The 26,714-nt window shown below is 59.5% G+C and carries 14 protein-coding genes, 14 pseudogenes and 1 other annotated feature; of the genes and pseudogenes, 13 read left to right on the forward strand and 15 right to left on the reverse strand.

The genetic code is table 11. The annotated features are described in order from the left end of the window. Positions 1 to 311: pseudogene (locus M727_RS38105) on the reverse strand (DDE-type integrase/transposase/recombinase); the annotation flags it as partial. A gap of 130 nt (positions 312 to 441) precedes the next feature. Then, positions 442 to 933, reverse strand: a pseudogene (locus M727_RS44060) (hypothetical protein); the annotation flags it as partial. Between the two features lie 120 nt (positions 934 to 1,053). On the opposite strand from M727_RS44060, the gene M727_RS43380 reads away from it, so the two are divergent. From M727_RS43380 to M727_RS41965, 6 genes are all read left to right on the forward strand, one after another. Next, positions 1,054 to 1,599, forward strand: a complete 546-nt coding sequence (locus M727_RS43380) for a hypothetical protein (protein ID WP_027155715.1) — start codon at positions 1,054 to 1,056, stop codon at positions 1,597 to 1,599. Between the two features lie 595 nt (positions 1,600 to 2,194). Continuing rightward, positions 2,195 to 2,842 carry an antitoxin Xre/MbcA/ParS toxin-binding domain-containing protein gene (locus M727_RS41950; RefSeq protein ID WP_245269052.1) on the forward strand — a complete coding sequence of 216 codons (648 nt, stop codon included), beginning with the start codon at positions 2,195 to 2,197 and terminating at the stop codon, positions 2,840 to 2,842. Between the two features lie 339 nt (positions 2,843 to 3,181). After that, complete coding sequence (locus M727_RS0130220; RefSeq protein ID WP_027155717.1) at positions 3,182 to 4,333, forward strand: porin; 1,152 nt, start codon at positions 3,182 to 3,184, stop codon at positions 4,331 to 4,333. A 540-nt stretch (positions 4,334 to 4,873) separates the two neighbouring features. Then, entirely contained in the window at positions 4,874 to 5,125 is a 252-nt protein-coding gene (locus M727_RS41955) for a helix-turn-helix domain-containing protein (RefSeq protein WP_156941686.1), read from the forward strand. 1 nt (position 5,126) lies between these two features. Continuing rightward, positions 5,127 to 5,471 (forward strand): hypothetical protein, encoded by a 345-nt coding sequence (locus M727_RS41960; protein ID WP_156941687.1) that lies wholly within the window; start codon positions 5,127 to 5,129, stop codon positions 5,469 to 5,471. A 108-nt stretch (positions 5,472 to 5,579) separates the two neighbouring features. Further along, entirely contained in the window at positions 5,580 to 5,762 is a 183-nt protein-coding gene (locus M727_RS41965) for a hypothetical protein (RefSeq protein ID WP_156941688.1), read from the forward strand. 61 nt (positions 5,763 to 5,823) lie between these two features. Here M727_RS41965 and M727_RS40855 read toward each other — a convergent pair. The 3 genes and pseudogenes from M727_RS40855 to M727_RS42585 form a co-directional block, all read right to left on the reverse strand. Continuing rightward, positions 5,824 to 6,585 (reverse strand): annotated as a pseudogene (locus M727_RS40855) (IS110 family transposase); the annotation flags it as partial. Positions 6,586 to 6,854: 269 nt separating this feature from the next. Next, positions 6,855 to 7,883: an IS110 family transposase gene (locus M727_RS0130245; protein ID WP_036263995.1), complete on the reverse strand. Its 1,029-nt coding sequence runs from the start codon at positions 7,881 to 7,883 to the stop codon at positions 6,855 to 6,857. Between the two features lie 85 nt (positions 7,884 to 7,968). Beyond that, a pseudogene (locus M727_RS42585) lies at positions 7,969 to 8,233 on the reverse strand (IS110 family transposase); the annotation flags it as partial. Positions 8,234 to 8,462: 229 nt separating this feature from the next. Here M727_RS42585 and M727_RS0130250 point away from each other — a divergent pair. Both M727_RS0130250 and M727_RS41970 read left to right on the forward strand, forming a co-directional pair. After that, on the forward strand, positions 8,463 to 9,458 hold the full coding sequence (locus M727_RS0130250) for an IS110 family transposase (RefSeq protein WP_036263997.1): 996 nt from the start codon (positions 8,463 to 8,465) through the stop codon (positions 9,456 to 9,458). 247 nt (positions 9,459 to 9,705) lie between these two features. Continuing rightward, positions 9,706 to 9,958: pseudogene (locus tag M727_RS41970) on the forward strand (transposase); the annotation flags it as partial. On the opposite strand, the gene M727_RS43385 reads toward M727_RS41970, so the two are convergent. Continuing rightward, the gene (locus tag M727_RS43385; RefSeq protein WP_245269055.1) at positions 9,903 to 10,169 is read right to left on the reverse strand and encodes a 3-oxoacyl-[acyl-carrier-protein] synthase III C-terminal domain-containing protein; all 267 of its coding nucleotides are present in this window, start codon (positions 10,167 to 10,169) and stop codon (positions 9,903 to 9,905) included. The pseudogene M727_RS41970 and the gene M727_RS43385 overlap by 56 nt on opposite strands. A 206-nt stretch (positions 10,170 to 10,375) precedes the next feature. Continuing rightward, a pseudogene (locus tag M727_RS43390) lies at positions 10,376 to 10,849 on the reverse strand (hypothetical protein); the annotation flags it as partial. 106 nt (positions 10,850 to 10,955) lie between these two features. Between M727_RS43390 and M727_RS43395 the strand changes: the two are divergent. From M727_RS43395 to M727_RS38150, 3 pseudogenes are all read left to right on the forward strand, one after another. Then, a pseudogene (locus tag M727_RS43395) lies at positions 10,956 to 11,602 on the forward strand (IS3 family transposase); the annotation flags it as partial. Further along, positions 11,181 to 11,303, forward strand: a sequence feature (AL1L pseudoknot). (Overlaps the previous pseudogene by 123 nt.) A gap of 776 nt (positions 11,603 to 12,378) precedes the next feature. Next, positions 12,379 to 12,522 (forward strand): annotated as a pseudogene (locus M727_RS41980) (oligopeptide/dipeptide ABC transporter ATP-binding protein); the annotation flags it as partial. 135 nt (positions 12,523 to 12,657) lie between these two features. Continuing rightward, positions 12,658 to 14,062 (forward strand): annotated as a pseudogene (locus tag M727_RS38150) (CapA family protein). Between the two features lie 810 nt (positions 14,063 to 14,872). Here the strand turns inward: M727_RS38150 and M727_RS40865 are convergent. The 5 genes and pseudogenes from M727_RS40865 to M727_RS40870 form a co-directional block, all read right to left on the reverse strand. Next, positions 14,873 to 15,091 (reverse strand): hypothetical protein, encoded by a 219-nt coding sequence (locus M727_RS40865; protein ID WP_348627192.1) that lies wholly within the window; start codon positions 15,089 to 15,091, stop codon positions 14,873 to 14,875. A 357-nt stretch (positions 15,092 to 15,448) separates the two neighbouring features. Further along, positions 15,449 to 15,973: pseudogene (locus tag M727_RS38155) on the reverse strand (IS110 family transposase); the annotation flags it as partial. Positions 15,974 to 16,406: 433 nt separating this feature from the next. Continuing rightward, a pseudogene (locus tag M727_RS38160) lies at positions 16,407 to 17,404 on the reverse strand (prephenate/arogenate dehydrogenase family protein). A gap of 238 nt (positions 17,405 to 17,642) precedes the next feature. Further along, entirely contained in the window at positions 17,643 to 18,899 is a 1,257-nt protein-coding gene (locus M727_RS38165; RefSeq protein ID WP_051505810.1) for an acetyl-CoA carboxylase biotin carboxylase subunit family protein, read from the reverse strand. 374 nt (positions 18,900 to 19,273) lie between these two features. Then, a pseudogene (locus M727_RS40870) lies at positions 19,274 to 19,681 on the reverse strand (ATP-binding protein); the annotation flags it as partial. Between the two features lie 346 nt (positions 19,682 to 20,027). Between M727_RS40870 and M727_RS40875 the strand changes: the two are divergent. After that, positions 20,028 to 20,303 (forward strand): annotated as a pseudogene (locus M727_RS40875) (transposase); the annotation flags it as partial. A gap of 270 nt (positions 20,304 to 20,573) precedes the next feature. Here M727_RS40875 and M727_RS0130310 read toward each other — a convergent pair. Continuing rightward, a complete protein-coding gene (locus M727_RS0130310; protein ID WP_027155726.1) occupies positions 20,574 to 22,004 on the reverse strand; it encodes an amidase in 1,431 nt (476 codons plus the stop codon). Between the two features lie 985 nt (positions 22,005 to 22,989). Next, complete coding sequence (locus M727_RS0130320) at positions 22,990 to 24,636, reverse strand: MFS transporter (protein WP_245269053.1); 1,647 nt, start codon at positions 24,634 to 24,636, stop codon at positions 22,990 to 22,992. A gap of 345 nt (positions 24,637 to 24,981) precedes the next feature. On the opposite strand from M727_RS0130320, the pseudogene M727_RS38170 reads away from it, so the two are divergent. Then, positions 24,982 to 26,144: pseudogene (locus M727_RS38170) on the forward strand (M20 aminoacylase family protein). A gap of 271 nt (positions 26,145 to 26,415) precedes the next feature. Here the strand turns inward: M727_RS38170 and M727_RS41990 are convergent. Beyond that, on the reverse strand, positions 26,416 to 26,714 hold a 299-nt coding region (locus M727_RS41990), incomplete at its 5' end, for a hypothetical protein (RefSeq protein WP_210163971.1).

The raw sequence follows: 26,714 nt of genomic DNA on the forward strand, positions 1-26,714 counted from the left end.
GAAGCTCTCGACGAAGGCATTCTGCATGGGCTTACCCGGCGCGATATAGTGCCATTCGACGCCGGTCTGCTGGCACCAGCGCAGGACTGCCATGGAGTCAGCTCCGTGCCGTTGTCGGAAACGATCGTGGCGGGCCGCCCGCGCCAGCGGATGACAGCGNCCAGCTCGCGCACGANGCGCAGGCCCGACAGCGAGGTGTCGGCGATGAGTGCCAGACATTCCCGCGTGTAGTCGTCGACGACGGCCAGCACCCGGAAGCGACGGCCGTCGGTGAAGGTGTCGGAGACGAAGTCGAGCCTCCAGCGGGCGTTGGAGGGGACCGGAGTGACGTCGCCCAGTTTGCTTATGGAGTCCGGCAGCGCCCAATTTCGGCCTCGACTTCATGCCCCCGCAATAGTGCATTTTTTTTGTCAGAGCCACCGGCCTGACGGCGTTTTCGACCGGGTTGGTGTCTACCGCCAAGCGACCGTCTTCCACGCACCTGGTCACCCGTGCCAGTAAGCGAGCGCATAGGGGATATCGGTCGCCAGTTGGGAGCCGGAAGGGGCCATAGACAGCTGCTTCTCGAACCAACGCTTCAGGGCCGCGATGATCTGCGCCGAATGTTCTGTGCGCGCGTCGAGGCCGGATCTGGCGGTGCGCCACGTACCTTCGCCTCGATAGCCTAAATAGAGCGCGCTTATCTGACGGGACGGCTGCCGCGGCAATCGGGGATTTCGTGTTTCCGAGCGGCTTCAACGGACCGCCGGCGCAGAACGAGCAGCCGCGTGCTGGGACAAAGCTTTCCGCGTTGAAGATCGCCGGGGATCTCCTTGTCCATCCTGCCCCGCGGCGTTTGAGTTCGATCACTCGGCTCCGCAGTTGCTCCAGATCAATGTAGTCACCATAGGTGTGAACCCGCCTATGGAGAGAGTGCGCGCTTGTCGCTCCCATTCGCCTGGATCTTGAACCAGACCTGGCCCTGGAACCGTTTCTGGTCGAGGAACGACCTCGCCGATGATGAGGCGCAGGATACTTTTGCGCTCGGCTGCCGTTGTCGAAGAGGAGTGACAGATGCCGGGGCAGATCTTCGCCCAGCCTTTGCAGCGCCTCGCGATCCGGCTCGTTCAAGACCTGTGGCTCGTCATCCCGTTCGTAATCGTATTCGATCACCTCGGCGGCGCGAAGCTTCTCTTCCCAGACCCGCTCCAGGGAACGCGTCACCAAGCGCTTCTCCGGCTCGACCGCATCATATCGGCGCCGTGCTCTTTCCGCCTCATAACGCATCCCTTTGCGCCGCAGCGGAACATTGCTTTGAGCTGGACGGATCGGAGGGTGACTACTATGCTTTTCGACCTGAGCTGGTCCCCCGACCCGCGGCACCTCGCGGTCTACCGCTTCCGCCCCGGCTTTAGGCGCGAGGTCAACTATGATGATTCATTTCCAACCGACCAGCTCCAGCCTAAGCAACAGCCGCAGGTCGCATGCGACGCGCGCTTCAATCACAGGCGATGTCAGCGGGTGTTGCGGCGACGACGAGCGCCTCACCTTTCTTGGCCCGACGGTCTGGCGCGCTGTAGCTTCGATATTTATCTCGAAGGTAGTGGCGTTGTGGACTAATTGGTCGACGGTAGCGAGCGTCATGGCGGGGGCCGCCGAAGACCTTCCCCAGTCGCCCGCCAGTCGCCCGGGGCTGGTTGGCTATGTGCTGGCGCATATGAGGCTGTCTCGCAAGCCATCTGAATCCGAGATGATTTCGATATACAATCGGAATTTGACGAAACGCGAAATGCGTCGTTTTTAACATAGCCGTCAATATCCGGAATTTTTTGCAAGTCGGGGACGCGGTGCTGATCGTGGCCAGCAAGACGAATTATGCCCGGGGTCGAATCCTACAACCTTGTCTTTGGATTCCGTGCATGTGTCGTACAATGGGGCCGCTAATATTGATGAGAGTGTGTCCCGGTTGACGTAACCTCTCACAGAGTCGTCAGAGGATACTCTGACGCCTTCCATTGTATTGGTCTTGTTCGCTTGGGTGACTTTACCTTAGTAGTTTTGAAAGTTACCGAGCGCGCTCAGTTGCACCGATCGCAAGGCCAGCTCCTAGTTCGCCGACTGAAGAGCGTGCGAAAATGCGCATGGCTTAATTTGTTCGCCGCGTCTTCAGATGTTCTTTCGGTTTGCTGAGAGGGATGCGGTCGGGGAGCAGTACATGAGCGAGTCGAGTGATCCTCGAAACGAAACGCGCCACGCTGAACTTTTAAGCTTTGTCATGAGGGAGGTGCAGCGCATCCTTGCCCGATGCGAGGAGACAAGACGGCCCGAAAACGCCCTTTCAGGTTGTCCTGCTAACAACTTGACAGCCTTGGCCGCCGAGATTTTTGGTAGGATCGAGACCGAAACAGCTCGACGCCTAAACGCCCCCGAGAGCCGTGAAGTGGCGTCATTATCCTGGCTGGCTAATGACCCGCTCGCGCATTTGGCTCTAGAAGATTGCCCGAGAGAAGGCGCGCGCATTGCAGAGTGGGCGGGTCCGGTTGCAGGACCGACATATCTCGAAAGAACCTTTGGGATACCGCGCTCCACTTTGCATTGGTGGCAGCGGCACAACGATGTGGTCGCTTTGCGAAGAGGCGCCCGCAGGCATGTGTTTCCCTTAGCTCAGTTCATTGACGGCAGGCCTGCGCCGGGAATCAGGCATGTGCTTTCCTCGATTTCTAATCCCCGACTGGCGTGGCTGTGGTTGATCCGCCCTTCACCGTTTCTCGGAGGTCGCGTTCCCATCGAAATGCTCAGAGAAGATTTGAGTGCAGAAGTCGTGTCGGCCGCGCGAGCCTTTTCACTAACAGCGTCAAGTTGACGTACCTGCGACCGGATTTCTCACGCCAAAGTTCGCCCAGAGGTCCTCGTCGCCTCGGAGTAGTTCATGTATAATTGAACGGTTTACCAAGTGTACAGTTTGTATGGATGTACAGCATGTTCAGGTTGTACAACTATACTTCTATTTTTGTGACAAATCTGCAACTTGCCTGGTTACATGACCTAGGTATTCTGGATTTCTTTCTTGAACAAAGCGGTCCAGTGGGTAAGTTCGCGCTTCGAAGGAGCAGCGCTATGCGCATCTTTTTCGATCGTGGGGACAGGGAGCGGTTCGTCATCGACGTCCTCCCATTTTTAAACTTTTGAATGGAGATCAAGTATGAACATCAAGAGTCTTCTTCTCGGCTCAGCTGCGGTCCTGATCGCAGTTTCCGGTGCCCGCGCCGCCGACGCGGTCGTCGTTGCCGAGCCGGAACCCGCTGAATACGTCAAGATCTGCGACGTATACGGCTCGGGCTACTTCTACATCCCCGGCACCGAAACCTGCCTGCGCATCGGCGGCTATGTCCGTTACGACATCGGCCTCGGTGACGTCGGCTCGTACGAGGGGGCGCGGACACACGACGTGCAAGACGGCAGTGACCAGGGCACCTGGCGCAAGAACGCCCGCCTTGACCTAAGGACCTGGACCGGCCAGGAAACCGAGCTCGGTACCTTGAAGACATACACCGAGACCAAATTCAATTTCGGTAACCGCAACGCCTATTCGGGACCGGATAGTCCCCAGAACTATGCCTTCAACAGGGGCATTACACTGAACTTCGCATGGATCCAGCTCGGTGGCCTTCGCGTCGGTAAGGACGAATCGGCCTTCGACACGTTCATCGGCTATGCCGGCAACGTCATCCAGGATACGCTGGTTCCCTACGGCGGCTTCGATACCAATGTCGTCCAGTACTACTTCGACGCCGGCAACGGCTTCTCGGCAGTGATCTCGCTCGAAGAAGGATCGGGCGTTGTCGGTACGATCGACAGCTACGTTCCGCATATCGTCGGCGGCGTGAAGTACACCCAGGGCTGGGGCGCCATCGCCGGCGTCATCGCTTACGACAGCAACTATGAAGAAGTCGCCGGCAAAATTCGCTTGGACGTGAACGCCACCAACGAACTGTCGCTGTTCATCATGGCTGGCTATGGCACCGACGACAACCTCACCGATGCGAGCTGGGCAATCCCGGCCGGCGGTCGCGGCTTCTACAAGCAGTGGGGCGGCAACTGGGCAGTCTGGGGCGGCGGCACCTACAAGTTCAACGAGAAGACCTCGTTCAACGTGCAGGCGTCGTATGACGAGTGGAAGAACCTCGGTATCGCCGCCAATGTCGCCTACGGTATCGTTCCTGGTCTGACGATCACGGCTGAAGTCGACTACCTGCACGCTGGCAAGTTCGGCGACGCTGACTTCTCTAACTGGACCAATGCTGACAAGAAGAACAGCGTCGGCGGCATCCTCCGCTTCCAGCGCTCGTTCTGACGATTTGGGCCCAGAGCACGAACCATTGATGGCGTTATAATTAGCATTATCGGCGACTTGCTTGGTCGTTGACCGCCGACTCGAAGCAATTCGCCGAAGGGCGCCCTTATCTGGGCGTCCTTCTTGCTAGTCTTGGCATGCCAGAAGCATTCGCCCACTTCAGATGGACCGCCGCTACATCCCAAACCCGTGAGACTGACCGCTCTCCTGATGGCAGCAACTGTTGGCCGATATGCATAGCCGCATCTGCTCTAACTCAAGACAAACCAAGGACTGAACGGTCCGGCTAATTATTCGCCCAGGCGCTTTTGAGCGATTTCTGACTCCGCGGCGCCTCGCCGGAAGGGGCCGATGTGAAAAGTCACAGGGCGGTTAGTTGCGAAACTAAAATCCGATTGCCAATGCCCCGCCGGTAAGTCTCGCACCCGCTGCCGCTAGAGCATCTTTGATGAACGCAGAGTCGGTTGTGGGATTCACGCGGTAGTTTTCGTCTGGTTCACTGCTCCTGGTGATGCTCCTGGTGATCTGTGGGGGGTGAGGATGACAAGGAGCCTGAGCGCCGACCTGCGCGGGCGGGTGATTGCGTCCATTGAGGATGGCTTGTCGACGCGGCAGGCTTCGCGTCGCTTCCGGATCGGGATTTCGACGGCGGGAATCTGGTATCGCCGCTATCGCGAGACCGACGAGATGGAGGAGCGCAAGCGAGGCCAGCCGTCGCGTTCGAAGCTCGACGCGCATGAGGCCTTCGTTCTCGGCCTGATCGAGGAGACGCCGGACATCACGAGTTGCTGAGATGGGTGAACGCCTCGCAGCCGAGCGAGGCGTCCGGGTAGTGCCGTTCACCGTCTGGCTGTTCCTCGACCGGCACGGCATCACGTTCAAAAAGACGGCGCACGCCGCCGAAAAGCAGCGTCCCGACGTCCTGTGCCGCCGCAGCGCCTGGTTCGATGGTCAACTCGATCTCGACCCCGAGAAGCTGATCTTCATCGACGAGACCTGGGCCAAGACCAACATGACCCGCCTGCACGGCCGTTGCCGATGTGGCGATCGGCTGGTGGCCAAGGTGCCGTACGGGCGCTGGCGCACGCTCACTTTCCAGGCGGCCCTGGCTGTGACCGGATCGAGGCACCCTGCGTGATCGACGGGCCGATCAACGGTCGTAGCTTCCTGGCCTATGTCGAGCAGATGCTCGTGCCGGTCCCAAGCCTGGCGACGTGGTGATCATGGACATGTGTGGATGCCTCCGTTGGTGCAAGAAGAAGAATTCGAAGAGATCGGCCTGTGGTCGGGTGCTGACATGTGTCCGGCCTCTGATGCGGCGTTCGACATGCCGCGGGCCCGTATGGGAGTTCGCGGAACGGGTCCAATTCAATCTGGCGCGCTCAAGGCGCGTATCCATGATCTGGTCTTCCCGATCCCGTCTCATTGACCGTAGCGCCATACTCTCCGTTCGACTTTCTTACACTTTGGCAGCCCGCTCGAGGAGCGGACTATCCCGCCAAGGCCGGTGCCCGGTAGGTCCCGCCCTTGGCCATCAGTGCCCACACAATACGTGCCGTCTTGTTGGCCAGAGCAATGATCACCAGCATGAGCGGCTTGCGATTCAGCATGCGCGAGAGCCAAGGATCTACCGCCGCACCTTACGCGCACGGTGGCGCTGGCTCCAATGATTAGCAGCCGGCGCAGTGTTCGCTCGCCCATTCGGGACGTCTCACCGAGCTTCTGTTTTCCCCCTGAGGAACGTTGCAGCGGCGTGAGGCCGAGCCTTGCCGCGAAGTCGCGCCCTCTCTTGAAGGTCTTGGCAGAAGGCGCCAACGCGGCAACGGCCGTCGCGCTAATCGGCCCTATGCCGGGGATGGTCATCAATCGCTTGGCTTCCGCATCATCCCTGGCGCGTCGGGCAATCTCGCGGTCGAGCATTGCCACCTTCTCATCCAGAGAGCGGAACTGTTCGACGAGCAGAGGCAGGATCTGGCGGGCGGCTTCGGGGATGGTAGAATCCTTGTTCTCTATCTCTGCGATAAGCTTGGTTACGTGGAAGAGGCCCTGCGCAACCACCAGCCCAAATTCGGCAAGATGGCCCGTATCGCATTGATGGTTTGCGTCCGCTAGCGAACCATCAGGTCGCGAACGCGAAACACCATAGCCGTAGCCTGCTGATCTTCGCTCTTCACCGCTACGAATCGCATGGTCGGCCGTTGCGCAGCTTCGCAGATCGCTTCGGCGTCAGCGGCATCGTTCTTCTCTGGTTGCCGCCCGCGATGCAAGAAGGTTTCCAACCTGATATGCTTGGTGATCGAGTGCGTTCTTCTCTCAGGCCTTTTCATCGCGGCCTTTCAAGAAGCCGCTGGCCGGTATGGTGATCTGCGGATCGGGTCCATATCTTCTGCAAGAGCTTTTCGAGCTCGCGAACGATGTCTGGTTTTCCTGATCCAGATCCTTTCGATCATTGCGCCCATTCAGGTCGTCGACTTCCTACACCCCCTTCACCGACGCCAGCTTGCGTAGTGATGCGCATTCATCATGCAGCCACAACTCGCGTCGGATCTCGATAATCTTCTTTCTTCGTCATCATCGCCCAGATTGCCCGCGCCATCTTGTTCGCAAGCGCGATTGCGAGCAGCATGAGCGGCTTGCGACGCAGCATCCGTTCCAGCCGTGATCCCTCGACGATCGATTTGCGGGCTAGCACTGTCAGGCGTGACATGGCGCCGATGATCAACAAAGATCGGATGTCGGTCTGTCCAGCCTTCGACACGCGTCCAAGTCGCTCCTTGCCGCCGGAGGTGTATTGGCGTGGCACGAGGCCAAGCCAGGCCGCAAAGTCTCGGCCGCGTTTGAAGCTCTCCATCGGGGGAGCAAAACCGCTGATCGCCAACGCGGTCTGGGGTCCGACACCAGGCATTGTCTGCAGTCGCCGCGCTATATCGGTCGCCTGGGAAAGGGCTTTGGCCTTTACCGTTTTGACGTCGATCCGAGCTGTCTTCTCGGCAATCTGCTCAATCAGGTCGCGGCATTCCCCGCGTACCAATTCGGGAAGGTCACTGCTGGGTGCCTCCAGGATGCCCTCGATCCGCTTAATGTGAGCGATTCCTTTCGGAACGATATCGCCATATTCATACAGCACCGAACGCAGAGCATTCACAAGCTCGGTGCGCTGATGGAGAAGGCGCTCCCGGGTTCGGAACAGCACAGCGCAGGCCTGCTGATCTTCCGACTTCGGCTGGACAAAACGCATGTCAGGGCGCTGTGCTGCAACAACGATTGCTTCAGCATCCGCAGCATCGTTTTTCTGTCGTTTGACAAAGGGCCGCACATATTGCGGCGCGATCAGCTTCACCTCATGGCCAAGCTTGACCATTCCCCGTGCCCAATAACTGGCGCTACCGCATGCCTCCATCACCACCACGGCAGGCGCATGGCTTGCCAAAAACTGCCGAAACCGAAATCGCGTCAGCTTCTTACGGAACCTCAAATGCCCCGTCATCGTCGCGCCGTGAAGCTGGAAAACGTTCTTTGCCAGGTCCACCCCGATCATTGTATCTTTCATTTGCCGTCCTCTCCTTCTCGTGGCGTTGAACACCACGAACTTGGCACATTGCGATGCCGTCTGGGGAGGGCGGCAACCATCCCATCTTCTGCCGCTTCACGAAAGGCTTCACGTACCCCGGAGCGATTAGCCGAACATCGTGCCCCAGCTTCGCAATCTCCCGCGCCCAGTAATGGCCGCCGGCGCACGCTTCCATTGGCAACCGTGCAGGCCGGCTGAGCAGCCAGAAACCGAAGCACATGACCGCGGCGAAGCTTCTTCCTGAACAACACAGATCCCGACGCATCCGAACCGTGGGCTTGGAACACGTTCTTCGCCAGATCCAATCCAATTATGTTAACTTCCAACATGGACGCCTCCGTTCAAGTGATGATCGACGACACCACTTTGGCACAGCGATGCCGTGAGGGGGCGTCCACATGGGGTAATCGCGGGAGCGAGTCGCCCTGACCAGCACAGTTATGGAAGCAGGTGGCTGTTCCCCGATAAGATGGAGATACGGGCTCTCGACCTGACGCCGGGCCCAAGCATCAAACGGAGAACAGCCATGGAAGGGAATATATCGGCCTCGACGTGTCGATGAAAGAGACCGCGGTTTCCATTCGACGTTCAGGCAAGCGCATCTGGCGCGGGAAGTGCGCTTCCGATCCGAAGCTCATTGCCTCCCTTATCCAGAAACGCGCACCATCGGTCAAACGTGTGGTGTTCGAGACCGGCCCCTTATCCGTGTGGTTCTATCATGCGCTCCACGCAGAGGGATTGCCCGCGATCTGCATCGATGCTCGCCATGCCAAAGCAGCGCTCGACATGGCCGCGAACAAGACCGACGCGAATGATGCGGACGGTTTAGCCCATCTTGCGGAGGTGGGGTTCTTTCGTGAAGTGCGCGTGAAAGGCTTCGACAGCATGCTGACGCGCACGCTCGTTGCGGCACGCACTAGGCTGGTCAGGATCACGACCGAGCTCTCAAACCAGATCCGGGGTGTCATGAAGACATTCGGACTGCTTGTTCCCGCCGGCAAAGGAAGCACGTTCGAGAAGAATGTCCGCAATCTCCTTGTCGCCCAGAACGGGCTCTCTCCTATCGTGCTGCCGATGCTGGAAGCCTGGCGCAGCATGCGCGTTCGGGCCGCTGAACTCGGGCGTCAGCTTGTCGCTGGTGCGCGTCAAAGCCGAGCGTGTCAGATCCTCATGTCGATCCCCGGTGTCGGCGCGATCACCGCAACTTCCTTCGTAACCGCCATTGAGGAGCCGGACAACTTCAAGAAATCCCGCTCCGTCGGCGCCTGGCTTGGCCTGACAACCCAACGATACCAATCGGGAAAGGTCGACTATGATGGCCACATATCCCGACGGGGCGATCGTCATTTGCGAGGGCTTCTCTACGAAGCTGCGACGGTCATTCTGACCCGCAGTTCGGCTGATAGCGGCCTGCGAACTTGGGGTCTAAAACTCAGGGAGAGGGTCGGCTTCAAACGAGCCGCCGTTGCCGTAGCGCGCAAACTGGCAGCGACAATGCATGCGATGCTGAAGGCCGGCGAGTTCTTCGATCGGAACGCAGGAGCCACAGCATGAGATTTTGCGGATCGCGTTCAAGATCTGAGCGCCTGAGACGTCCCTGCCGGGACGTGGGCAGAGCCATTCCGCTTGATGGGGTGCACCGCTGGTTCAGCAGAGTGCGTCGTCCACATTTGAAGGCTCCTCCCGCGAGGCTCCATCATGCGGCGACTGATGTCGACCGCGAAGACAACCCTGCACCCGGCACACGCGTCTCAGAAGTGCAAGATGCTTGACGTCACCACCGCGATTAGACAACCCCATCAACCTGCCGGCTCACAAGATCAGGGGCGTGCGCGAGGCGATCGAGAAAGCTGGCGCGCGGCTCCTGTTCCTGCCGCCACTCGCCTGACTTCAACCCGATCGAGATGGCGTTCTCCAAGCTCAAGGCCCTCCTGAGAAAAGCTGCAGCCCGAACCATCGACGAACTCTGGTCAGTCGTGGCCAACTGCCTCTCGGCGTTCAGCGCCGAGGAATGGTGGCATTATTTCTCAGCAGCCGGATATGACCCGGAATAAGTCGAATCTGCTCTAGCAGCAGTTTCTCGCCCGCCCGAAACGGGTTCGCCCCATGGCTCGATCGACAGGGGGATCGTCGCGGCTGACGAGTTGCATAGTCGGCAATGGTCTTGATGATGTGCTCATCCTCGATGCCAAGTGATTTGCTGACCGCATTAAAGATGCGGGCATTTGCCTGGTGCGGCAGGAAACGGGCGACCTCCGGTCGCATGACAATCGCGAACGGCCGTGCCGAGAGGCCGGCCGCCTCCAGCGCATCGCTTACACACAGCGGCTCATCATCTCGACCGCCTTTACGAAGACGTCGCTGGTCTCGGCAATGGCGATTTCTTTCGCGAAGGGACGGTTGCTGCCGCCCGGCGGGATATGGATCAGGCCATAAGCGGCTCCGTCCGACGGTCGTTGAAGCCGAAGGCAAGCGGCCCGCTGACGGCGCTCGCGTCGCGCTGTTCTCCGCCACTCGATCAGCCGCGGCCGCAAGATGTCCCACACCACCGGTGGAGTTCCGGAGCAGTGGTCCTCCCACGGGAAATAATCGTACCAGCTCCTCCAGCGGCGCCTGGCCGACCCGTCACATCTTCTTCCCGGGTGAGCGCGAGATAGCTGATCGAGATCACACATTGCCCGGCGCCGATCCGGTTGCGATCGGCGAAGGTATAGAGCTGCTCGATGTAGCCCAGCGGAATGGCCGGTCTGTTGTTCCACCGTGCCCCTCAGGCCCGACTGCAGGGAACAATTAGCGACCTCGAACGGACCGGAAGCCAGCGCTTTTGCCTGCCCGATTGTAAGAACACGAGGCTCGCGATCGTTTACGGCGATCAGGTCGGTTTTGGTCTCGTCGGCCTTGCTTCCGCCTCTGCCTTTCCTGTTTCTTTTTGGCTGATGGTTCATGCTCCCCGGATGTGCTCCCGTGCGAAGCGGCTGAATCGCTTAATGTAGCGTGGACCATGCCGTCGACGCGTCAACACGGCGCGTCGAAGCCATTCTCGCTCTTCGGATGGTTTTGGATTACGAAGGCGAGCACGCCTCGCGCTGGCGCGGTCTCGTCGATCGCCGCCAAGATCGGCTGCACGGGGCAGACGCTGCATGAGTGGGTGAAGAAGGCCTAGCGTGACAGTGGCGTGCGCGCCGGTCTTCCCACGGATGTGGCGACGAAGCTGAAGGCTCTGGAACGCGAGAACCGCGAGCTTCGGCAGGCTAACGAGATCCTGCGCAAGCCGAGCGCGTATTTTGCCCAGGCGGAGCTCGCCGGTTCAGGCCATGGTCGCGTTCATCGACGATCATCGTGGCGCGTAATGGGGCGTATGGGGTCGAGCCGATCTGCAAGGTGTTGCCGATCGCCCCATCGACCTACCAAGCTCATAGGGCAAAGCGGGCCGATGCTTCCCGGCTCTCTGCTCGGGCAAAACGGGACGCCGACTTGAAGGATGAATTCCAGTGCGTCTTCGAGGCGAACTTCTGCGTCTACGGCGTTCGCAAGGTCTGGCGGCAGCTGCAGCGCGAAAGCCTCGATGGCGCCCGCTGCACGGGTGCCCGCCTGATGAAAGGCATGGCCTCGAAGGCATCATCCGCAGCAAGCCGATCCGCACCACTGTGAGCGATAAGTCCGCACCTTGCCCTCTCGATCACGTCAAAAAGAGCTGGCTGGACGAAATGCCCGCTCGGCGTGCCACTCAACACGCGGCGGATGGGAGAACGGATCGGAAGTCATAGTCATAAATCATAAGCGTATACCTATGCCTTATCGCCTATGCTGCCTATCCGGTCTAAACGGAGTGCGCTCCGGGAAGCCATGTTTGACTCGAAGTGCAGGACATGCCCGTCATCCTAACTGTCGATGTCGAATGGGAGTCCTTGTTGAATGGCGCAAGCGCACGGCGGCCATAGTATTGCACGCAGCATCGGCGTTGAGTTTTGCCGACCAGGAGAATTCGGCCGGACTTCATCTCGCCGCCCTCCTGGCGGAGCGGAGACCCAAAAAGCTGGCGGTGCAACAGCATCACCGACTTCGGCCCATCTTGCTACCAGATGTCCGGAATATACAAACTGAATTTGACGCAAACGGCCCGGCGGCTGATCCTCACCCAAAAGAAGGCGCTAAGTGGCCATAGAAAGCGAAGGTCGGGATTGTACACGCATGGGCTGAGACCTTCCGCGATCTCCAAAGCGAGGCAACCGCATGGCGCCGTTACCTCCACCAGAATCCTGAGCTCGACTACCGGCCACACAACACGGCAAAGTTGGTGACCGAGAAGCTACCCTCGTTCGGCATCAATCACACCGAAACGGGAATAGCTGCCCTGATTCATAGTGATGGCGAAGATGGCCCGACGATCGGATTGAGGGCCGACATGAACGCCCTGCCAATCCATAAAGCGTAGAGCGTGCCCTGGTCGTCGGAAATATCGGGCAAAATGTACACGCGGGTTCGGCTGGAGGAGACTGTGCTGGGTGAGGTGCCAAGCCCCGTCAATCCGCCGAGCGGGTGCGCGTTTCAGCCACGCTGTCCGCTTGCTGTCGAGCGTTGCCGCATGGCGGTGCCGACTTGGTGCGATGGCAAATAGGCGTGTCGTGGCCATTCTTCGCTCCTCCTGTGGCATAGCCACAGGAGCCTTTCACCCGACGAAGATCTCGAGCGCACCGCTGAAACGAACACCGAATTCGTGCCAGGTACGGCAATAAGAAATAAGGAAAAGTCTGTGGCGAAACATTCACACGAGAACGGCTCTCATCCGGCCCAGCAGGGCGGTAGCTATGATACGGTTGGTTCGATCGCAACCAACGTGGGAGATGGCTTCACGATGGTAGCAGTTGGCGACCTCATCCTGTCGCGGCCACTGACCAAATACCAACATCCCGGGTTCCGTGAAATCGTGGAGATCCTTCGTGATCCCGATGTCACGTTTGGCAACATGGAAATGAACATATTCGATATCCGATCATTCAAGGGAAGTCCGCAAGCCGAGTACGGGGGTGCCTATCACATCAGCCTTCCGCAGATCGGACCTGATCTGAAGGCGATGGGATTCAACCTCGTGAGTCGCGCTACCAATCATACGCTCGATTGGGGCGTTGAGGGTATGCGCGAAACCAGCCGAGTGCTCGATGAAAGCGGGATCGTTCATGCCGGTGCGGGTGAGAATCTTGCCCAAGCCGCCGCCGCTCGCTTCTTAGAGACAGCTCGTGGTCGCGTGGCGCTGGTGTCGTTTGCTTCATCGTTTACGCCGATGTCTCGTGCGTGCGATCCCGCTGGTGAGGCTCCGGGCCGACCAGGACTAAACGCCCTTCGTCTAGCGAGAAGCATCGTGGTTCCGGCGGAAATGCTCGATAGCTTGAGGCGGGTACGCGATGCCTTGCCCGATACCGAGCCCGGCCGTGAGGACCCGAACCGCGTCGTGTTGGCTGGAGTAGCGTACAAAGCGGGCGAAAAAGTCGGTTACACGTTCGAGCCAGATGCCCGCGATGTGGGTGACATTCTACGAAACATTCGCCGAGGGAAGCAGTTCTCCGACTTCTGCATCGCCACGAACCACGGTCACGAGCCGGGCGGCTGGAGCCAGGAGGCGCCTGATTACGCACAGTCGTTTGCGCATCGACTAATTGATGCTGGAGCCGACGCATATGTCGTGCATGGACCGCACCAGTTGCGAGGCATCGAGATCTACAAGGGCCGGCCGATCTTTTACAGTTTGGGGGAATTTCTTCTATGATCCTCTTCGGACGCCGGCGGGCGCTGACATGTTCGACCTTTACGGCAAGGACCCTCGGGTCGAGACGGATGCCGAGGTGACAGTCGACGAAGAGGCAAAAGGGTACCCGACAGCAGAAGGATTCGTAGGGGCGGTCACCGGCCCGGTCTTCTACGAGAGCGTCGTCACCGTCAGCCGCTTTGAGCAAAACCAGCTTGCTGAATTGCGACTCTATCCTGTCGAGCTAGGGCGCTCGAAAAGGTTCGCCAACCGGGGCATCCCGCGGTTGGTCACCGGGCCGCAAGCAAAAGCCATTCTGGAGCGTCTTCAGAAGCTCTCGGATCCATTTGGGACCCAAATCGCCATCGAGAACGACGTTGGAGTGATAAGACTGCGGCCCCGCTGGCCGCGATGACGTGGTTTGGGAATTAGCGCTTGGGTTACTCCCTCTGATAGCGGTCGACGTACAGGTGGAACATATCTGCGGGTTGGGTTCAGTGCGATCAATCCACTTTCTCTGCGCAGCGATTTGCCCGTGCAGTGCGGGGTGGTGTTCGATGCAGCTGTCAGTCGCGCCAAGCATGTCCATCCCACGACTATGCCGAACTTCAGTAGCCCCGTTACTTCCCTCACGATATCCAAATGAACCGTTGGAAACGGACGACGCTTGACACGGTTGCGAGCACGGGCGCGCAATCTGATCGCGGTTAGCTCGAGACAGTGATCAGCCGTTTTGAGGAGTTGGAGACATGAGTCAGGTCGAGATACGCGAGCTGCGATCGGTCGCCGAATTTAAGGCGGCCGAAAGCCGTCAGCGTGAGGTTTGGGGTAAGGATGACATCCCGACAGCGTTGCTCTGCTGGGGGCAGTCCAGCACGAGGGCGGGCTGGTGGCCGGTGCCTTTGCGACCGGAAGAATGCTCGGCTTTCTGTTCGCATCGCCGAGCGCCACGCCAAGGGTCCAGCATTCACACCGGCTGGCCTGGAACACTGAGCGGGTCGGACTCTAGCTAGGCCCTTGTCGCAGTGGCTGTTCGAAGCGCTGGCCAGGGAGGATGGAACCTGCAAGCCCAATCCGGGCGGCCATCTCCGCGATCAGGTGCGTCGCCCCATCCGACGCGGCCACTGCCTGATGGGCGGCGGCTACAGACAGTTCCTCATTTCGTAGAGACTTGAAGCTCGGCGCGGAAGACTGCCGGCAAGCACATCCCGATAAACTGTCTCGGTCATCCAGTGCGCCCGTCCAAGAGGACTTCGCAACTCTTTACGCGCGCGCTCGGGTTCCATTGCCGGGTCGATCCCGAGGACGACGCAGGACATCTCCTCTCTTCGGTGGCGCCGTCGGCGCCGCCATCGAGCAGCAAAAGATAGATGATGAAGTGAGCTTCGTCATAAGGCGTGACGCGTTCGGACCCGGGCGCTTCCTCGGCGATAGGTGGAACCATGTTCTTTGCTCGTCAGTGTCTGATCCACGCCGATATTTTTGATTTAGTCGACGTTGATTGGCGAGCAAGCCCGTCGTCTAGTCGCGCTGCAAAATGCAAGCCCTTTTTTGCGTCAGGTCTGTCGTTTGCCGGGGCAGTGTCGTCTTCGCAGTCGGCATTCAGCCGCCGCATGATGGGCTTCGCGGGTGAGCCTTCCAAGGTGTGAAACGCACGCGACGGGCACAGCAGCTCGAAGGTGCAACGGCGTAGTCGGAGTGGCTCGCCCACGTCCCGGCCGGGACGCCTCGACGCGGCTCAGGGCAGGCGCATGTGAGCTTGCTGTGTCAGGCCATGACCTGGTCGCCCTTTGAACAGCTCAGCGGTTGCGGTGACCGCACCGACCCCCGGGGACGACACCAGCAGCTGACAGGCCTCGCTCTGCCGGGCGCTGGCGACAAGCTGACGGCCAAGCTGGGCGGCACGGATGCGCACGTTGCGCCAGGCCTCCAGAACCGGTAAGATGATGCGCGCAAGCTGGCCGGCCAGCAGGCGCTGGACATTTTCTTCGAACTTACCGCCTTTGCTTCGAAGAAGGACCAGCCCGAACGTCTTCATGAGCCCGCGGATCTGATTGGATAGCTCGGTCGTGATCCTGATCAGCTTGGTTCGCGCGCCACCAGCGTGCGGAATCAGCATGCTGTCATAACCTTTCACACGGACCTCGCCGGTAGAAGCCTACCTCGGCCAGATGGGCCAAACCGTCAGCGTCGCCGCATCGGTCTTGTTCGGCGCCATGTCGAGCACGGCCTTGGCGTGCGGATCGTCGATGCAGATCGCCGGAAGCCGTTCCGCGCTCAGAGCATGATAGAACCACACCGACAAAGGACTGGTCTCGAACACCACCGGCGAACGCCAAGCCCAGCGTCATCGCCCAATCCTGATCCAACTAAATCAACAATGTCGGCCCAGTCGTGCCGCCGCGCAGTTGAGAATGACGCTAAGCCTTGGCGGCTAGTCGGCGGGCTCGCGCGAGTAACAGCTAACCAGTTTTTGGTTATCGAATTTCGATTCGATTGGTCTGCCGGTTTCGTCAAGGCCGGCAGGCATGCAAAAGACACTTCGATCGCCTCGGCATATTCGCCTGGTCCCATTGAAGTCGACCAACGGAAGGCGCATGGTCTTAGCCAAGCGGAGTTCGCGAATGCTATCGGCCGATATCAGTCGGTCGTGGCGGCGATTGAATCGGGAGGTCGCGTATTGATGTGGTCGAATCCCCGACCTCGCCGAGACGATCGGTTTCCATCCACATGAGGCCGGCCGGTGAGATTCCTGCGGCCTACTCACCCCTGGAGACCATTATGGCGCCGCTGCGAGGCAGACGCCCGGGGCCTTGTACTGCTGCTGTTGCACGACCTGCGGATGCCCGACGGCGGCCGAAATCGGGCATGTCGATATCCTGCCCTGCCTCGATGATCGAGCGGCGGATGGCGCGCGTGCGGGTGAAGACACTGATCAGCTTGTCGCCTTCGTCCCAGCGGATCACCCGCTGCAGCGAGGCGAGATCCTCCGAAAAGCGCGCCAGCATTTCAAGGATCGCGTTGCGGTTGTATAGGCACACGTCGCGCCACATCGTGGGGTCGGAAGCGGCGAGGCGAGTGAAATCGCGAAAGCCGGAGGCCGAATATTTGATGACCTTGTTTTTTGTGACCGTCTCCAGGTCGTCCGCCGTGCCGACGATGTTGTAGGCGATGATGTGCGGCAGGTGGGAGACGATCGCCAACATCATGTCGTGGCGCTGAGGGTCCATCGTGTCGATGTTGGAGCCGCAGCGGCGCCAGAATTCGGAGAGCTTCTCCAGCGCGGCGGGTCGGTGCCTTCCAGCGGCGTGAAGATGCACCAGCGGTTCTCGAACAGTTCGGCAAAGCCCGCATCAGGGCCTGACTTCTCCGTGTCGACCCGCGGATGGCCGGGGATGAAATGTATGCCCTCCGGCACGAAGGGCTGCATCTGAGCGATCACCGAGGTTTTAGTGGAGCCGACATCGGTGAGGATAGCGCCTTGCTTAAGCGCCAGTGCGATCTCCTTAGCCACGGCGCCGGAGGCACCGGCGGGCACTGAGACGATGACGAGGTCGGCCCCGCGCACCGGCTCCTTGGCGTCGGTCGTGTAGCCGTCGCCGAGCTTCAACTCCTCGGCGCGGTTCAGGGTCTCGGCGCTACGAGTTGCAATGGCGATATGGCCGGCCAGTCCCTCGCGGCATATGACGCGCGCCAGCGAAGAGCCGATCAAGCCGATGCCGACCAAGGCGATCTTTTCAAACAGGGGTTTCGACATGACTGGCTTTCAGGAACTCGGCAAGTGCGGCGACTACGCCGCGATTGGCTTCTTCGCTTCCGACCGTCATCCGCAGCGAATTGGGATAACCGTGCAACGCCGGAGAACATAGCCGCGCGCCGTGAGATAATCGTCGACCGCTTGCGGGCACGCGGCTTGCTCTTGCCCAGGGTGACGACCCCGTCAAAAAAACCCGCCCCCCTCCTGCTCAATTGCAATCTTCGGCGGCGATTACATATTATGTGGTGCCAACTCCGCCGGCGCAGATTGTTCCTGTTCGGCCCGGGATCGGAAATGGTGTGATCGACCAATCGATCAACTCGACGGCATGCTGAAGTATCGCCTCGGTTTGGGCATGGCTGGGCGAAGCAGCGATGACATATCCCAAAGAGTCTCGGTAATCGCCTTTCCTGACGATTGGCGTGTTGGGTTTAACAAAAAATTTGACCTCGGCCACACCTGGTACAACAGCCGCCCGGCGGTCGCCATCGATCCAATCGAGGATGCCATCGCGATCAGGAACTAGGCTCCGCACCGCCGCAACGTGCGAATGCCTTCTGCGCAAATTCCATTCCTCGCCAATGGCAAGCTTCATATGCTCGGTGACTAGATCGACACCGTAAGCCAGCTGAACCGGTTGAGGACCGCCACCAAGGCGCGGATTGACTTCAATAACGACTGGGCCTCGCTTCGTCCAGCGGAGTTCAATGCACATTGGCCCCCAGCCAAGGTCGAGAGCTCGCAAACAGCTCAGCGAAACTTCGACGATACGCTCATGCTCCTCAGCAGTAAGCAGGGCTGGAAAGGTCGTTCCCCGATAAACAAAATGCGGCAGGGGCCAGAAGTCAGCGGCGGAAATCCCTATGACCTCACTTCCCATTAGGTGGGGGATATATTGGGGGCCTTGAACGAACTCTTCGACCAATATCCTCGGCGAAGACCTCCAAATGTGCTTCCCGCCTAACAGATAGGTCGTATGTTCGGCTAACTCATCGACATTGCGGCACAATCGGACACCGCAGCTGCCGACGCCTACGGCTGGCTTAAGAATCACCGGCAGGCCGATTTCCGCTGCAGAGCTTTCTACGTCCGTCGCATTCGTTGCCAAGCAATAGGCAGGGATTGGAACGCCGGCCTGCGCGAGGAGCTGACGTTGGACGAATTTGTCGCAGCAGCGTTCAACGGATGCGGGGTTCGGTCCCGGTAGATCGAAATGCCGGCAGAGCTTGCCAACTGCCGCATAGACCTTCTCCTCGGCGCTCGTAATGCCAGCAATGTCATAGGTCGCACGCAGCCGGGAACATTCCTGGATCAGCGCATCAAGATTGTCGGTATCAACCCGGATTGCCTCAAGCCTTTCCGCCGCAAGATAGTCGTACTGAGCTGGATCGGCCGATAGGGTAATTGGATAAAGCCCAAGACGCTGGGCTGCTTTCACGTATAGCAGACCATTGCTCCTTGTGCCTTCGACCAGGATGAGCGCTCTTCTTGCCATTGTTTGGACTCCGACGTTGCTGCTCTGCGGTGCTCCAAGCGCAAAATCGGCATCAGCTTTTTAGCCATGCTGACCTCAGTTTTTGCGGTGACGCCGCCGTTAAGCTGCTGTTGAACCTATCACTGCCAGCGATTTGGGGTCGTAAAGATTGTATAAATTTAGTTGAAGGATCCGTTGGAACGTCGTTAGCAGCGGTGGCACGGAGCGTCTCGACTGCGCATTTCGCTGATTGTGAGCAGCCGTTTCACGCGATGGTGAGCGCTCATTTCATTGATCGTGAGCAGGTATTTCACGCGATTATGAGCGGCCGCTTCGCCCGACCTATTTATTGATTCAGGTGTTTGAGGTTGGGTCAAGAGGGCGAGTTTGTTGTGTTTTCGCATGCTTTCTCCGGTGAGTTGAAGGCGGTGAGCGTTGTGAACGAGGCGATCCAGAATCGCATCACGGAGCGTGGGGTCGCCGATGACGTCGTGCCAGTGCTGCACGGGGATTTGGCTGGTGACGATTGTGGAAGCGCGGCCATGGCGATCATCGAGGATTTCCACGACGTCGCGGCGTTCGGCGGCGTTGAGGACCCACAGGCCCCAGTCGTCGTGGATGAGGAGCTGAACGCGCCCGAGCGTCTTGTGCAGCCGGCCATAGCGCCCGTCGCCGCGCGCCAGCGCGAGCGCCTCGAAGACGCGCGAGACTCGATGATAGAGCACCGATCGATTGTCGCGGCAGGCTTTGTGGCCGAGGGCGCAGGCGATCCAACTCTTGCCCAGGCCGGTTGCGCCCGTGACTTAAAACTTCTCTGATCCGGCGCATCGACAATCTCTGGGTTGGCATCAGGCTTCCTCGTTTTGAACGAGGGATCCTGTAGACCGGTTGAGATGTCGGCCGAAGCATCCCGCACCCCCGAAAAGGTGCTCACGATCACCTGAAATCGCTGCTCACGATCGTCTGAAATCGTTGCTCATGATCCCGCGAAATCCGTGCTCACGATCGTCTGAAATACGCATCTCGACGATTTCGGAAGGTTGCGATGTTCAACGGCACCGCCTCTGCAAAATTCGTCGAGACGAGGGCGGTCCTCGTGTCCCGCGGCGTGGTGTAGGTTGGCGGCGACGAAGCCGCTCGGAAGCGCCGATGACCGACGGCATTGTGAACCTGCGCAAGCTCGTGGAGAAGACCCCCAACGCCTATCTTTCGCGCGAGGTGATCGGCTGTGCCGCCGAGCGGCCGATGGAGTTGGAGGTGGGGACAGCCAGCGGCGCCGGCTATGGCGAGAAGAACCCGCTGCGGCTAGCGAAGCGAGACGGCTATCGCGAACGCGACTGGGAGACGCGGGCCGGCACGGTCGAGCTGCGTATCCCCAAGCTCAGGAAGGGCTCCTACTCCCCGAGCATCGTTGAGCCGCGGCGCATCAGCCCCGCAGCGACGATCACCGGCTGTCCGCCGAGCTTCTGGACGTCGATGTTCCGGGCTCATATCGCAGCATTCCCACCGCGCTGCGGCAATAACCTCAGGCGGGCATTCGGGATGCGCAAGGACGATGTGCGTCTCGCAGTTCACGGATGGCAGCGGCATTGAAGCGCTCGTGCACCTCGCAACGATCTCGACATTCATCTCGCAGCGTTAGATTGCGGAAGATCGCTCGCATTCAGATTCGAACTTTAGAATAGAGGGTGATCGTCAGCTTCCCCCCGCTCGAACTTGTGGTCGCCGGTGGCGCCACGGTCTGGCTTCCTCCAGATCGCGTGCGACACGGACCAGTGTGGCCTCGTCGCCAAAGCGGCCGACGATCTGAATACCGATCGGCAGCCCGCTGGCGCTTTGTGCCAAAGGTAACGATACGGACGGTTGTCCGGTGACATTGAATACACCAGTGTACTGACAAATCGCCACATTCGTTTCCACGTATTCGTTTGCAGAGATCGTTGGATTGGTCGCAGAATAGATACCGCCATGCGAGACGGCCACGATTGGCATTGTTGGAGTCAGCAGAATGTCGAAGGCATGGATCGCCTCGCCCACGCGGAAACGCATTTTCCGGAGGGCCTCTTGTAAGCCCTCCACCCTGGAAAGAGGCACATCGCGTCCATACTCATACCATTTGAGGGTGACCGGCTCTAAGGTGTCTGCGCTGATAGTGCGCCCCATAGCACGCGCCGCCTCTTCGAGCCAACGAGCGGTTGACGCGCCGGTGTATGTTCTGCTGTACTCGATGGGCTCATATGGCGGCTCGATATCGGTTACCGTGTGCCCCATCTCGTGGAGCAGAGTTGCCGTGGCCTCAACGGTGTGCAACACTTCCGGCTCGAGGTTGATCGCGCCCCAACTCGTTCTCGCGACCCCGACCCGCAGACGACCGGTTGACTGTGAGAGCTCCTCCACATAAGAACGGTTCGGCTGGACAATGATAAATGGATCGCCGGGATGGGGGCCAGAAAATTCGTCCAACGCGGCGGCCATGTCGCGCACAGTCCGACACAAAACAAACGTACGGCTGCGACCAAAGCTTTCGTCCTGATTGTTCGGGCCGCCGGAAACGCGGCCTCGGGAGGGATTCAGCCCGATAAGCCCACACCAGGACGCCGGGATCCGAATTGACCCGCCGCCATCGCTGCCATGGGCAATAGGAGTTATACCGGCGGCCACCGCCGCTGCTGCCCCCCCTGAGGAGCCTCCCGCGGAGCGTGCCAAATCCCATGGATTACCGGTGATGCCATTGAGAATGGACTCGGTCATTACAGTAGCTCCAAGCTCCGGCGTTGTCGTTCTTCCTATAGTCCGAAGCCCCGCCTCCCGCGCGCGACGAAAGAAATAGCTATCAGTATCGGAGCGGCAGCCTTTGAACAGACGGCTTCCCTTTTCCTGGAGGCGGCCAGCTTCGGTTTCGCCGATGTCCTTGCGAAGGAATGGTACGCCATTGAAGCGCCCTGCGTCGAAGCCAGGAACGGTCTCAGCATCTTCATAGAACTCGATGACAGCATTGATGCGCGTATTGACCTCTTCGTGGGCTTTGCGGGCCAAACGCGTCAGTTCCAAAGCAGTCACTTCACCAGCGCTCACGAGAGAGGCCAAACCGGTCGCATCGTACTCTACATATTCACTTAATCTCATTGCAGCTATCCTTTCTCCCTTTGCCGAGTGTCAGCGACACCACGCACGATTGTGAATTGTCAACCAGAGCTGACCCAACTGACAGCAGTCATGGTCTGACGAGTCGAACCGCTGCTATCTTGTGCCGCGAAGGTAGCGCTGGACGACTCACCCAAAGGCATCGAATAAAAAGCTAGTACGTGACGGTAAGATCGAGGCCCGAACAGTGCTAGCCCCGTTGATTATGGGAACCCCGGGTACCGTTATGCCGACTGTGGTCTTAGCTTGCTGATGTCGGCGGTGTTCGCCGAAAGGGATTGGATTCGATCCAGCTGCCGATCACCTCATCACTTTCATCATCGATCAGACCCATCGGATGCCATGTCCCGAATGCCGAGGGCAGCCTTGGATAACCTTTGGTAATCCAAAATAGTCTGACGCATTTGCCTGCATGTCGAAGGAACGGCCCCCTTCAGGACTTCGGTGACGCTCAAGTCGAGCAGGCGCGATGTCGCGGCCATAAATCGGGGCGCTGGCCGAGGAGGGGAGATGGCGGCATGAGCAGGACGATTGTCGTGATCGACACCGATGCCAGCATCGGAAAGAAAATACGCCGGGCTTGCGGGCCTGCTGAGCGGCGCCTACTGAAGCCCCTACAGTCCTGGGTTGAGCAAGTAAGGCGATTGCACTCTGCCTGGCGGAGATGCCCCGAGCAGAACCAGCTCGAAGTCTCTCGCTTGCTGCGGCCGCCGGCCGCCGCATCGCCTGCTGAGATTCACGGAGTGGCGGTCAACCCTGAGCGCCCCGTCCTGCTTTGAGGGCGCGTGCACGTTGATCCCTGGAAGGTGCTGGCGGCCTATGGTGCCGCTCACCTGCAGGGCCTGTTCATTGGTGGCGGAATGCAATGGAGCCCTCGGTATGGGCCGGTCGACTGTCTGGCATCGCTTAAGTCGAACCGGCCATGCCGTCCATCGTCCAGACCGATCGGGCTCACATTTGTGAGACATCAATGGCGGGGAAAGTAGGGCGTCGATGGCTCGGCTTTGCGAGGAGGGCCAGTCGTCCGCTCGATCGCAAGCGTAAATTGAGGTGGAAGCTCTCCCGCATGCAACTGGAGGACACGCTCGTCCAATTCCTTGTCTGCTTCCGTCAGGCGATGGTTCAGGCGAAGGTAGTCTGTCCAGGTCGGCGTACGGGATGTCTCTGTCCATTTTGAAGGCTCTTGAAGATTGCGTTGGAGCGTCCAGTGCCGGGCGCCGACGCGGCTCTGCACGTGCCGGCGCTGGCGCATGAGGTCCAGGAAAGCCTGGACATTTTTCTCGAGGATCAAATACTCAACCTTCACAACGATGGGACCGCTTCTCGGCTTCAGATTAAGTGCGACAGCCGGGGCATTGAATTCTTCCAAAGGGTCGGGCTCGGACTCGCGGCGCTCGCAAAGAGGAAACAGGACGCCAGCTGCAGCGACCAGCAGCAAGGCTCCAGCGGAGCCCGCCAGCGCCCAGGTCAGGGACTGGTTCTGGGCCACCGTGCCCCACACCCAGCTTCCCACCGCGATCCCTCCACCTACTAGAGCATAGTAGATCGAGATGGTGCGCCCCACGACCCATCGCGGGCTCGCCAGCTGAACGCTCACGCCAAGTCCGGACCAGGCGGTGACCCAACCCGCGCCGCCCAAGGCGAGCGCAATTGCCGCCACCGCAATCGAAGAGGTCAGCGCAAGTGAGAGCGAGCACGCCGCGCAGGCGACGCAGGAGAGCGTCATCACCCGCTCTTGCGACGCGATGCGTCTGAGCATGCCATTGAGAATTCCGCCGAACACGGCGCCTGCCCCGAAGCCGGCCATGAGGGAGCCATAAGCGAGGGCGCTTCCCACCAACCGATCGCGGACAACCAGCGGCAGCAGCGCGAGTATGGCGATGCTAGCCAGGCCAAAGAGTGTTCCGCGCGCGGTCGCAGCCTTGATTTCCGAAGACAGAGCCGTGAAGCGCAGCCCGTCATAGATGGCCGTCCTTATCGACTCCCGCGGGAGCGGTGAGGAGCGAACCTTCCACTTGCAGCACCATATGGTGCCCAGAGGGACCAGGTAGCTGAGTGTGGTCATGGCGAAAGCTGTCACAAGCCCAAACGAGGCTACCACAATGCCGCCGAGCGCCGGGCCAACGGTCCGAACGGTGTTGAAGCCGACGGAGAGCAGGGTGACGGCAGCGGGAACATCGCGTCGGTCGACGATGTCGCCAACCGACGCTTGCCAGGCAGGATCGTTGAGAGCAGCGCCGCATGCGATCAAGAAGCTGAAGCCGAGGATCATCCACGGATCGACAAAGCCGAGCACTACTGAAGCCGTCAGCATCGCAGATGCTGTCGCCATAAGGCACCGGCCCGCGAACATGACCCTGCGACGGCTGAAGTTATCGGCGATGGCCCCAGCGAAGAGAGATAAGATAAGCGCGGGCAGATTCGACGATGCCTGCACCAGCGCGACCATCAGATCGGAAGTCGAAATCGTCGCCATCAGCCAACTGATGGCGACAGTCTGCATCAGCCAGCCGAGACTCGAAACCTGCGAGGCGAGCCAGATCGAGCGAAAGGTCGGGTTCGTGAGCGGCGCAAAGGTCGCTGGCGAATTTGGATCTGCTTCCGCGCCGGCCACTCGGCTGATCCTCTGTAAGCCTCTTAGCCTTACGTCATTAAGTCGCGCTCTCGAACAGTGCCACCCCTTGAAGTTATGGAATGTTCGCCTTCGTTATGCGTTGGAGGATTGATAACTGTTCGTGACGATATGGGGTGGAGTCTTGGCGATCTGTGGCGAGCAAGCGCTGACACCACGCTCGCTCGGCTCACCGGAGGCATCCGCTAATGAGAGGCTTATCCGATCATAACTAATAGGGCTGGATTATAATCTGCACGGTTTGTGCTGGGCCCTGTGTCTAACATAAAGCATGAACGGTCGTGGGGCGTGAAGTCGCCATAAGAGCTGTCATTGGGAACGAAACAGATGCGCACAGGTGAGAGTTTCCGGGATCTCCAGAGCGAAGCCACCGACTGGCGCCGCTACCTGCATCAGAATCCTGAGCTCGGCTATCAGTTACACAATACAGCGCGGTTCGTGACCGAGAAACTGGCTTCGTTCGGTATCAATCACATCGAAACGGGGATAGCTGAAACCGGCATCGTCGCATTGATTCAGGGCGAAGGCGGAGACGGACCAACGATCGGGCTGAGGGCGGACATGGATGCCCTGCCGATCGAATGAGGGATCAAACAAGCTCTGGTCGTCGAAAATACCAGGCAAAATGCATGGATGCGGCCACGACGGTCACACGACGATGTTGCTGGGCGCCGCTAAATCCCTTGCGAATACGCGCAACTTCAAGGGGCCGTTGCCTTAATCTTTCAGCCCGCGGAAGAAGATGGACAGGGCGGCGAAAGGATGGCCCAGGAGGGATCATGGACCGTTTCGGCATTTCCCAGGTTTTTTGAATGCACAACAAACCGGGCATGGAGGTTGGCAAATTCGGCATTTGCAATGGCCCGGCCGGAGCTGCGGTTGACGAGTTCGACATTGTTGTGAAGGGCAGGGGCGCCCATGCAGCCTACCCGCATCGGTCCATCGATCCCGTTGTCATTGCCGCCCAAATCATTGTCGGCCTGCAGAGTTTGGTGTCGCGCAGTACGGGACCCGCTCGAGTCCCTCGTGATCTCCGTCACCAAATTGAACGCCGGCACCGCCTACAACATCATTCCAGAACACGCTGAAATGGTCGGCACCGTCAGGACCTTCGCACCCGGCCTGCGGGACTTCGCCGAACGACAGATGAGGTATGTGCCGAAGGCATCGCGCGCGCATTTGGGGCAGAAATCGAGTTCAAGCACTGGCGGCTCGAACCTGCCGTGTTCAACCACTCTGCGGGGATCAGTCTGGCCGTCAAGGCGGCACGCGGTCTCGTGGGGCCAGCCTTTGTAGACGACAAGATCAAGCCAGGTATGGGAGCGGAGGACTTCGCTTACATGCTGGAGGTGCGGCCGGGCGCTTACATTCTCGTTGGTAATGGTCCGACCGCTTCCGTGCACCATCCGGCATATGAGTTCAACGACGAAGCTCTGCCCTATGGCATCGGCTATTGGGTGAACCTGGTCGAGGCGACGCTGGCCGCATGAAATTGGGACTGCGAGATCGGGGTGAGACGCAAATATTGCCGCTGTGGCGTCGCTACTGATGTTTGCGCCCTTGCTATGGCTTATCGCCCTCTATCTCACATGGTGGCGATTCCCGTCGTGGTGACTTACGCCACCTGTCCTTAAGACGTCTCCGGAGATGGTCGGTTGGCATGGTGAAGCCGCTCTTGGCCCATCCATTACGGTTTTGAGATACTTCATATCGGAATTGCCGCATAAGCTTACAGCAGATCTAAGACTGACAGCGGCATNGTTACGTCATTCGAACAGGGTTCAGAAAAATGGCATCGAAAATCCCACCGGCTCTTGGAATACTGAATCTGGAATTCGGGCTGCCGCCCGGCGCCACGCCGCCAGCGCCGATGCCCGGCTCATTGCGGAATCCGGCAACCCATGGCTTGCCGGTCATCTTTGAAACCGTTGCAGGAGCTTGGGCAGAAAACGTCATTCGCGGCGATCCAGCGCTCGAGCCGGCTTGCATCGCAGCGGCCCGGCGCCTGGTGGCGCGAGGCGCTTTCGCAATAACCTCTAACTGCGGCTTCTTTATCCGGC

This window comes from Mesorhizobium sp. WSM2561, assembly GCF_000513915.1.
Classification (GTDB): domain Bacteria; phylum Pseudomonadota; class Alphaproteobacteria; order Rhizobiales; family Rhizobiaceae; genus Mesorhizobium; species Mesorhizobium muleiense.

Excerpts from the sequence above, each read along its gene's own strand:
- M727_RS43380 (WP_027155715.1), top strand. The coding sequence starts at position 1,054 with ATGCCGGGGCAGATCTTCGCCCAGCCTTTGCAGCGCCTCGCGATCCGG.
- M727_RS41950 (WP_245269052.1), top strand. The coding sequence starts at position 2,195 with ATGAGCGAGTCGAGTGATCCTCGAAACGAAACGCGCCACGCTGAACTT.
- M727_RS0130220 (WP_027155717.1), top strand. The coding sequence starts at position 3,182 with ATGAACATCAAGAGTCTTCTTCTCGGCTCAGCTGCGGTCCTGATCGCA.
- M727_RS41955 (WP_156941686.1), top strand. The coding sequence starts at position 4,874 with ATGACAAGGAGCCTGAGCGCCGACCTGCGCGGGCGGGTGATTGCGTCC.
- M727_RS41960 (WP_156941687.1), top strand. The coding sequence starts at position 5,127 with ATGGGTGAACGCCTCGCAGCCGAGCGAGGCGTCCGGGTAGTGCCGTTC.
- M727_RS0130245 (WP_036263995.1), bottom strand. The coding sequence starts at position 7,883 with ATGAAAGATACAATGATCGGGGTGGACCTGGCAAAGAACGTTTTCCAG.
- M727_RS0130250 (WP_036263997.1), top strand. The coding sequence starts at position 8,463 with ATGAAAGAGACCGCGGTTTCCATTCGACGTTCAGGCAAGCGCATCTGG.
- M727_RS43385 (WP_245269055.1), bottom strand. The coding sequence starts at position 10,169 with ATGCGACCGGAGGTCGCCCGTTTCCTGCCGCACCAGGCAAATGCCCGC.
- M727_RS40865 (WP_348627192.1), bottom strand. The coding sequence starts at position 15,091 with ATGGTTCCACCTATCGCCGAGGAAGCGCCCGGGTCCGAACGCGTCACG.
- M727_RS38165 (WP_051505810.1), bottom strand. The coding sequence starts at position 18,899 with ATGGCAAGAAGAGCGCTCATCCTGGTCGAAGGCACAAGGAGCAATGGT.
- M727_RS0130310 (WP_027155726.1), bottom strand. The coding sequence starts at position 22,004 with ATGAGATTAAGTGAATATGTAGAGTACGATGCGACCGGTTTGGCCTCT.